Origin of the sequence: Bacteroides sp. AM37-9, from assembly GCF_003603455.1 — a bacterium.
Lineage (GTDB): Bacteria > Bacteroidota > Bacteroidia > Bacteroidales > Bacteroidaceae > Bacteroides > Bacteroides xylanisolvens.
On the sequence record NZ_QTNF01000021.1, the window covers coordinates 99401 to 107139 of the forward strand.

8 protein-coding genes are annotated in these 7739 nt (G+C 38.5%); 6 read left to right on the forward strand and 2 right to left on the reverse strand.

Going from position 1 to position 7739, the window contains the following annotated elements; all coding sequences use genetic code 11:
• Positions 1-5: 5 nt before the first annotated feature.
• The gene (locus DW862_RS15505; RefSeq protein WP_008026286.1) at positions 6-2069 is read right to left on the reverse strand and encodes a UvrD-helicase domain-containing protein; all 2064 of its coding nucleotides are present in this window, start codon (positions 2067-2069) and stop codon (positions 6-8) included.
• Positions 2070-2207: 138 nt separating this feature from the next.
• On the opposite strand from DW862_RS15505, the gene DW862_RS15510 reads away from it, so the two are divergent.
• Entirely contained in the window at positions 2208-2792 is a 585-nt protein-coding gene (locus DW862_RS15510; protein WP_008026288.1) for a hypothetical protein, read from the forward strand.
• 39 nt (positions 2793-2831) lie between these two features.
• On the opposite strand, the gene DW862_RS15515 is transcribed toward DW862_RS15510, so the two are convergent.
• A complete protein-coding gene (locus tag DW862_RS15515) occupies positions 2832-3599 on the reverse strand; it encodes a LuxR C-terminal-related transcriptional regulator (RefSeq protein ID WP_008026290.1) in 768 nt (255 codons plus the stop codon).
• Positions 3600-3930: 331 nt separating this feature from the next.
• Here DW862_RS15515 and DW862_RS15520 point away from each other — a divergent pair, with 331 nt between their 5' ends.
• From DW862_RS15520 to DW862_RS15540, 5 genes are all read left to right on the forward strand, one after another.
• Complete coding sequence (locus DW862_RS15520; RefSeq protein WP_004315028.1) at positions 3931-4230, forward strand: RNA-binding protein; 300 nt, start codon at positions 3931-3933, stop codon at positions 4228-4230.
• A gap of 356 nt (positions 4231-4586) precedes the next feature.
• Positions 4587-5660 (forward strand): nitronate monooxygenase family protein, encoded by a 1074-nt coding sequence (locus tag DW862_RS15525; protein ID WP_032811555.1) that lies wholly within the window; start codon positions 4587-4589, stop codon positions 5658-5660.
• 94 nt (positions 5661-5754) lie between these two features.
• Positions 5755-6879, forward strand: a complete 1125-nt coding sequence (locus tag DW862_RS15530) for a DEAD/DEAH box helicase (protein ID WP_120069164.1) — start codon at positions 5755-5757, stop codon at positions 6877-6879.
• A 59-nt stretch (positions 6880-6938) separates the two neighbouring features.
• Complete coding sequence (locus DW862_RS15535; RefSeq protein WP_004315032.1) at positions 6939-7424, forward strand: cold shock domain-containing protein; 486 nt, start codon at positions 6939-6941, stop codon at positions 7422-7424.
• A gap of 55 nt (positions 7425-7479) precedes the next feature.
• Positions 7480-7686, forward strand: coding sequence for a hypothetical protein (locus DW862_RS15540; protein ID WP_008026295.1), 207 nt, complete (start codon positions 7480-7482; stop codon positions 7684-7686).
• Positions 7687-7739 lie beyond the last annotated feature (53 nt).

Here is a 7739-nt window from a genome sequence, read left to right on the forward strand (position 1 = left end):
ATCTATTATAGGAATTGGCAACTGGGCAAAGTGGTAGAATAAGTCAAAGTTAACTTGTGCATAGCCCTTGTGACTGCCACATAAAGCATACTTTTGTCAATATTGGAATGATAGTTCTTATCATCTGTTTGCGGAATGATTACTTCGTCAAATTCTAGTCCTTTCGCCATATGGGCAGAAGTGATGATAATCCCTTTCACATAAGCAGAACTTTGATTTGACAAAAGTGAGATGTCGTTTGCATATATCTGGAGTTTTTGAACAAGTTCTTTTGCTTGGGATTCTGTTTTGCAGATGATCCCTAATGAGGTATAATGGGAGTTCCTGAAGGAGTTTACTAAATCCGCAATACCTTGGATCTCTTCTTTTGTACTTTTGAATGGAAGAATCTTGGGGTGTTCTCCATGTCTCATAATCGGTTCTAATTCATTGTTCGATTGAATTTTTTGTGCAAAACTGGTAATCTCAAAAGTAGAACGATAGCTTTTGCAAAGTTTCATTATTTCTCCTGTTACAAATGCTTTTTGAATCATACCGGCAGTGGAAGATCCATAAGGATTGACGGATTGGGAAGCGTCTCCAAGAATTGTTTTTCGACACGGATAAAGTTTTTGAATCACTTTGTATTGTATGGGAGAATAGTCTTGCATTTCGTCTATCAGAAGGTGTTTGACATAAGATTGGGCGTTGTTCCCATCTAATGCGATATGCAGATAAGCCAAAGGAGCTAAGTCCGCATACTCCAGTATGCGATTTTTGCGTGTCTTGAACATCTCCGGTTTTCCGATCCATTCAAAAAAGTCTTTATAGATTTGGAGATCGTTATTGCCCGCGAACATCTTTTTTATCTCTTTCTTTAGTTGGTTTTTCTCCGGAGTGCTAACTGTGAGATTATATTGTAGTTGCATCATCTCCAGAATGTAATCTGTCATAGTCTCAAATCGTTGACGTATGGGATAGCGGTGGAATCGTTTGAACTGTTCGTTAATAAATTCGGCAGGAACGGTGATATATTTGGTGAGTTTTACGTCTGTTGCTTTGAAATAGTTGTTTTCCATGTAAAGGATGAATTTGTCAAGTAGTGATATAAACTCGAAGGAGGCTTTGTATTGAATCCGTTCGATAAAGTCGGGTGTCGGGTTTTCTAATAGTTCCGTCACTTGGTCGAAGAAATTCTGGTGTTTATATTTGTTGTCAATTACATCCGACAGAATTTGCTCCATGCTGGTTTCGGGAACGGTCTCTTCGCCAAGTTCCGGAAGTACATTAGAAATGTAATCGGCAAATACTTTATTGGGGGAGATGATTAATATGTCTTTGGAAGAAATCTGTCCTTTCTGTGCATAAAGCAGGTAGGCAATACGATGGAGCGCGATAGAGGTTTTTCCTGAACCGGCAACACCTTGTATAATGAGTACAGAAGCGTTTTCATTACGGATGATCTGATTCTGCTCCCTCTGAATTGTCGTGACGATGTTTTTCATTTTGTTGTCGGCATTGGAACATAGTTCTTTTTGCAGAATATCGTCATGAACAGTTACGGAACTTTCAATCATGTACTCCATTTTTCCTTTGCGAATACGATATTGGCGTTTGAGTGAGATCGCCCCGTTAATTTTGCCTGCCGGAGAGGAGTAGAACGCCTCGCCTAATTCATGATCGTAGAACATGCTTGAAATAGGAGCTCGCCAATCGTAAATCAGATTCTTTTTTTGATTGAGGTCATAGAAAGTATGTATTCCTATATAGATTGGACTAACTTGGCTTTTGTCTTTCTTTTCCTGAAAGTCGATTCGTCCGAAATAGGGGATATCCAGTATTTTGCTTAGTCGCCTGCGCTTGTCAATTACATTTTCACCTAATGCAAAATGATTTAATATGCTTTCGCGCATGGAACGGATTTCGTGGGGATCGATATCTTTGTTCGACCATAGATAATCTTTGTACTCCTGCAGGGTGTCTATATGCTCTTTGACGGAAGTACTGGTGGTGTTAATCGTATCATGGATAGTGGTTATGACTTGCTGTAAATACTCTTTTTCCTGTTTCTCTGTTTGATTGAATATCATAATCTCTTTTTAGTTGTATGATGAAGAATTGAAATTGCGGGCAAAGTTAGCTCAACCCATTAAGGGATTAAATAGTTATTTATAGCTATATATGTATCCTTTTTCCTATTTTTGCATGCTTACTAAATAAGGAGGAAGATGAATATTCTTGAATTGGCAAAACGTAACCAGCAGAAAGCTTGGGAGATTATAGAAGATACCCGTATTGTTCGGATATGGGAGGGGATGGGTGCCAAAGTGAATCTGGTGGGTTCGTTGCGTACAGGATTATTAATGAAACATCGGGATATTGATTTTCATATTTATACTTCCCCTTTGGATTTGTCTGCCAGCTTTCGGGTGATGGCAGAATTGGCGGAAAATACGTCCGTAAAGAAGATTGAATATACGAATTTATTACATACAGTAGAAGCGTGTATAGAGTGGCATGCATGGTATCAGGATATGGAAGGAGAACTCTGGCAAATGGATATGATTCATATCCAAGAAGGCTCTCGTTATGATGGCTATTTTGAAAGGGTGGCCGAACGCATTTCTGCGGTATTGACAGATGAAATGAGACTGGCTATCCTGAAATTAAAATACGAAACGCCTGATACGGAAAAAATTATGGGAGTGGAGTATTATCAAGCTGTGATTCAGGATGGTGTACGTAGTTATCCGGAATTTGAGGAATGGAGAAGATTGCACCCGGTGGTGGATGTGGTGGAATGGATGCCCTAGCCAGATTGGATCACAGTGCGGGGAGAAAGATTGCATGTATTAACTTAGCAATCCACTCTCTTGTCCTAAACGAATGGCTTCAATGGAATTCTGTACACCTAACTTCCGTAACAAATTTTGTCGATGAATATTAACTGTATGAATGCTGATGCATAATTTGTCTGCGATTTCTTTACTTAACAGGCCTTTTTGAATAAGACGTAATACTTCTATTTCCCGATTAGTAAGATTGGTAGAAGGCATTAGCGATAGGGAAGGAGAAAATATTTCTCCATTCTTTAGATTCAGGACGGTACAATCTACGGTTTCAGAGGCTTTTTGGTCGGGTGATATGTCCATGTTTCCTATGATAAGCCATGCTTTACCGTTGCGGTCCTGTTCCAATACCTGATGTCTGCTGGCGACACGTATGTACTGTTGTTTCGCATTAAGCATACGAAAACTGTAAATGTTAGAGTAGTTATTCCGTTGCTCAAAAGGCAGGCTATAGATGAATTGGCTTAGTGTGACCTGTAATGCCGCCAGTTGTGCGCGATCATCGGGATGGATGCGCGATTCCAGATAATCACCTTGTCTTTCTAATGTTTCTATCTTGTGGCTGTCGTATCCCAGTAAATCAACAAAATTCGGAGAGGCGTAAGCATATTTGCATTTATAAACATCGACAACAAATGTACAGTTACGACCCATTTTCGAGAGTTGATGAAGCATGGATTTATCCCGTTCCCATACGGCATAGTCAATGTCGGTAGCAGATAGATGCTGCTTTGCCCACGTTTCTTCTCTAGTTGTAGTGTTTAGTTTCATTCTCGGATATATTTGTTGGGTGTATCTTAATAATTGTTCTGGAACAAAAATAGATATATTATGGGAAATGGTCAAGAATGAATGAGAGAATTGCTAATTGTGACTGTTTTGTGTGATTGACATGCTAACAAATGATAATAATTGAGCTTCTATTGAAAAATATAGAATAAAAACATAGTTATCTAATTTATTGTGTTACCTTTGTTCCCAGAGTTTGAGTTACGAATCATTATTGTGTAGTTCTTCTTTTTAATATATTATTAGTAAGTAGTCCTCTTCTGTAATTATCCTCCTCACTCCAAAATAGTATTTATTTTAATAAAATTTTTAGATGAACATTTACATTTCAGGTTTAAGCTATGGCACAACTGATGCCGACTTAACAAATTTATTTGCAGAGTTTGGAGAAGTTTCTTCAGCCAAAGTTATTTTTGATAGAGAAACTGGTAGATCCAGAGGATTTGCTTTCGTAGAAATGACAAACGATGGAGAAGGACAAAAAGCAATTGATGAACTGAATGGAGTTGAATACGACCAGAAGGTTATTTCAGTAAGCGTTGCACGCCCTCGTACTGAAAGACCGTCAAACGGTGGAGGCCGTGGTGGTTATAATAACTCTAGAAGATATTAATATCCGAATGAAAGCAGAAGATTCTGTCTTCTGCTTTCATTTAAAAGCTGTTTCCGTTTCATGATTCAACGGGGGAATCTCTACTGAATAGAGAAGACGAAAAATCATTTTACATTTAAGTTCTGCTAATTCTGGCTCTTCTATGCAAAATTAGGAATTTCTAATCCTGTACTTTCCATTCTGAAAATAGATTTATTAGGCTTTTTTGTAATACAATACTCTTGAAATAGCCAAGGGCATATAGTTTAATAAATTATCCAACAAGGTAAATCATTCGTGACAGAACCAAATATTGAGCACTTGAATAAAGTATGCTCACTTCTATCTGTCTGTTTTGCCAATACAAAATGAAACATATGAAATCGTTCTTTATAGGAAATATTGAAATTAAAACACCTGTTATACAAGGTGGAATGGGAGTAGGAATCTCACTGTCCGGTCTGGCATCAGCAGTTGCAAATGAAGGCGGAGTAGGCGTTATATCATGTGCGGGTTTAGGATTGTTATATCCCAAGGGAAAAGGCTCTTATCCGGAGAAATGTATAAGTGGACTGAGAGAAGAAATTCACAAGGCACGTACAAAAACAGAAGGTATTATTGGCGTAAACGTAATGGTTGCTTTATCTAATTATGCCGATATGGTGCGTACTGCGATTGAGGAAAAGATAGATGTGGTATTTTCAGGTGCGGGACTTCCGCTTGATCTGCCGTCATATTTGACCCCGGAAAGTGTAACCAAGTTAGTTCCTATTGTATCTTCTTCAAGAGCTGCCAAGGTTATTTGTGACAAGTGGCAAAAAAACTATAACTATCTGCCCGATGCAATTGTGGTGGAAGGGCCTAAAGCCGGTGGGCATTTAGGATTTAAAAAAGAACAAATACAGGATCAGCATTATGCTCTGGAAGCATTGATTCCGGAAGTGGTGATGATTGCATCCAGTTATAAAGAACAAAAGCAGATTCCGGTGATTGCTGCCGGTGGAATTTCGACAGGTGAGGATATAGCGCATTTTATGGAATTGGGAGCTTCCGGTGTGCAAATGGGGAGTATTTTTGTTACCACCCTTGAATGTGATGCTTCAGAAACATTCAAAGAAGTATATATTCATTCCAAGTCCGAAGATGTTCTTATTATAGAAAGTCCTGTCGGGATGCCGGGAAGGGCTATTGATGGAGAATTTATTCACAATGTGAATAATGGTTTGGAGAGGCCTAAAAGTTGCTCATTCCATTGTATAAAGACATGTGATTATACAAAAAGTCCTTATTGCATTATTAAGGCTCTATATAATGCAGCCAGAGGAAATATGAAAAAAGGCTATGCATTTGCTGGTAGCAATGCCTTTCTCGCAGAAAAAATCAGTAGCGTAAAAGAAGTAATGGCTACACTGGAACGCGAGTTTTTTTTAGCAACCCACAGACTGGCTTAATGATTGAAACTCTGCTTTTTCATGATTGAAATTGTTCGGGTTTCCCACTATATATAAAACTAATCGCTGTTTGAGTACAGCAAAAATAACATTTATGACATTTAAAGAATTAAATATAACCGAACCGATATTAAAAGCAATTGGAGAAAAAGGATATACAGTACCAACTCCCATTCAGGAAAAGGCGATTCCGCCTGCACTGGCAAAAAGAGATATATTAGGCTGTGCGCAAACCGGTACCGGAAAGACGGCTTCATTTGCTATTCCTATCATACAGCATTTGCAACTGGATAAAGAGGCTGCCAGACGTCAGGGAATTAAAGCCTTGATATTGACGCCCACACGTGAGCTTGCCTTGCAAATCAGTGAATGTATTGACGATTATTCAAAACATACTCGTATTCGCCATGGAGTAATCTTTGGTGGTGTAAATCAACGCCCGCAGGTTGATCTGTTGCGTAAAGGTATTGATATTCTGGTCGCTACTCCGGGACGTTTGCTTGACCTGATGAGTCAGGGACATATACATTTGGACACTATCCAATATTTTGTATTGGATGAGGCTGACCGTATGCTTGATATGGGATTTATCCATGATATTAAGCGGATATTGCCGAAATTTCCAAAAGAAAAGCAGACTTTGTTTTTCTCGGCAACAATGCCTGATTCTATTATCTCCTTGACTAAGTCTCTGCTGAAGAATCCGGTGAAGATTTACATAACACCGAAATCGTCTACTGTAGATTCTATCAAACAGCTGGTGTATTTTGTTGAAAAGAAGGAGAAAAGCCAGTTGCTTATTTCGATATTGTCGAAGGCAGAAGATCAGTCAGTACTTATCTTCTCACGTACGAAACACAATGCTGATAAGATTGTGAAGATTCTGGGTAAGGCTGGAATTGGCAGCCAGGCTATTCATGGGAATAAGAGCCAGGCGGCAAGACAGTCTGCATTGGGCAACTTTAAATCGGGAAAAACTCGGGTGATGGTTGCCACTGACATTGCTTCCAGGGGGATCGATATTAACGAATTACCTTTGGTTATCAACTATGATCTTCCGGATGTTCCCGAAACCTATGTGCACCGTATTGGGCGTACAGGAAGAGCAGGGAATATGGGAACTGCACTTACGTTCTGTTCGCAGGAAGAACGTAAACTAGTGAATGATATTCAAAAGTTAACCGGTAAGAAACTCAATAAGGCTGATTTCACTATTTGAAAGTAAGCACTTACATTATTTATTCATTAAAAATATAGTATAAACTAAATATTATTTCTATGGCAAAATCCATGACAGTAGGTAAACGTGAAAATGAAAAGAAAAGAATCGCTAAGCGCGAAGAAAAATTAAAGAAGAAAGAAAATAAGAAATTATCGGGCAGCTCAAACAGCTTTGAAGATATGATTGCTTATGTTGATGAGAACGGGAGAATAACCTCAACTCCTCCGACAGAGAATGTCAGAAAAGAAGAGATCAACCCGGATGAAATAGTTATAGCAACTCCTAAAAAAGAGGATGAAGAGCCAACTATTTTGAGAGGACGGGTTGAGTTTTTTAATGAGTCAAGAGGATTTGGTTTTATTAAAGATCTTTCCGGCGTTGAGAAGTACTTTTTTCATGTAAACAATGTCGTTGGTAATATTACAGAAAATAATATCGTAACATTTGATCTTGAACGTGGAGTGAAAGGGATGAATGCGGTCAATATCTCGTTGGAAAACAAATCTAAGCCGGAAAATTTAGCTCAAACAGAATCTGTATAAGAATATCTGTATTCTGCTTGTGTATAACAAAAAACAAAAAATAATAATTTGAGATATGAAAAAAGGTAATATAATGCGTGATGTTATTTCATCCAGCCAGTTTACTGCAAACGTGATCAAGGAGTACAAAAAAGGTTTGGGAGATGTAGTGCTGGTAGCAATAACTCCGCGGACTACCATTGAACTTCCTGCACATTTGACTCAAGCAGAAATAGATGCTCGTATAGAGATTTATAAAAAACTACATAGCTCCAAAGTATAGGGGCTCAGTCTGAAACCTTGGGGGATTGCGTTAAAATTCTTATTTTTGCATCA

What these genes read in the sequence shown, in the direction of transcription:
- DW862_RS15520 (WP_004315028.1), top strand. Translation starts at nt 3,931, where the DNA reads ATGAACATTTACATTTCAGGTTTAAGCTATGGCACAACTGATGCCGAC.
- DW862_RS15515 (WP_008026290.1), bottom strand. Translation starts at nt 3,599, where the DNA reads ATGAAACTAAACACTACAACTAGAGAAGAAACGTGGGCAAAGCAGCAT.
- DW862_RS15535 (WP_004315032.1), top strand. Translation starts at nt 6,939, where the DNA reads ATGGCAAAATCCATGACAGTAGGTAAACGTGAAAATGAAAAGAAAAGA.
- DW862_RS15530 (WP_120069164.1), top strand. Translation starts at nt 5,755, where the DNA reads ATGACATTTAAAGAATTAAATATAACCGAACCGATATTAAAAGCAATT.
- DW862_RS15540 (WP_008026295.1), top strand. Translation starts at nt 7,480, where the DNA reads ATGAAAAAAGGTAATATAATGCGTGATGTTATTTCATCCAGCCAGTTT.
- DW862_RS15525 (WP_032811555.1), top strand. Translation starts at nt 4,587, where the DNA reads ATGAAATCGTTCTTTATAGGAAATATTGAAATTAAAACACCTGTTATA.
- DW862_RS15510 (WP_008026288.1), top strand. Translation starts at nt 2,208, where the DNA reads ATGAATATTCTTGAATTGGCAAAACGTAACCAGCAGAAAGCTTGGGAG.
- DW862_RS15505 (WP_008026286.1), bottom strand. Translation starts at nt 2,069, where the DNA reads ATGATATTCAATCAAACAGAGAAACAGGAAAAAGAGTATTTACAGCAA.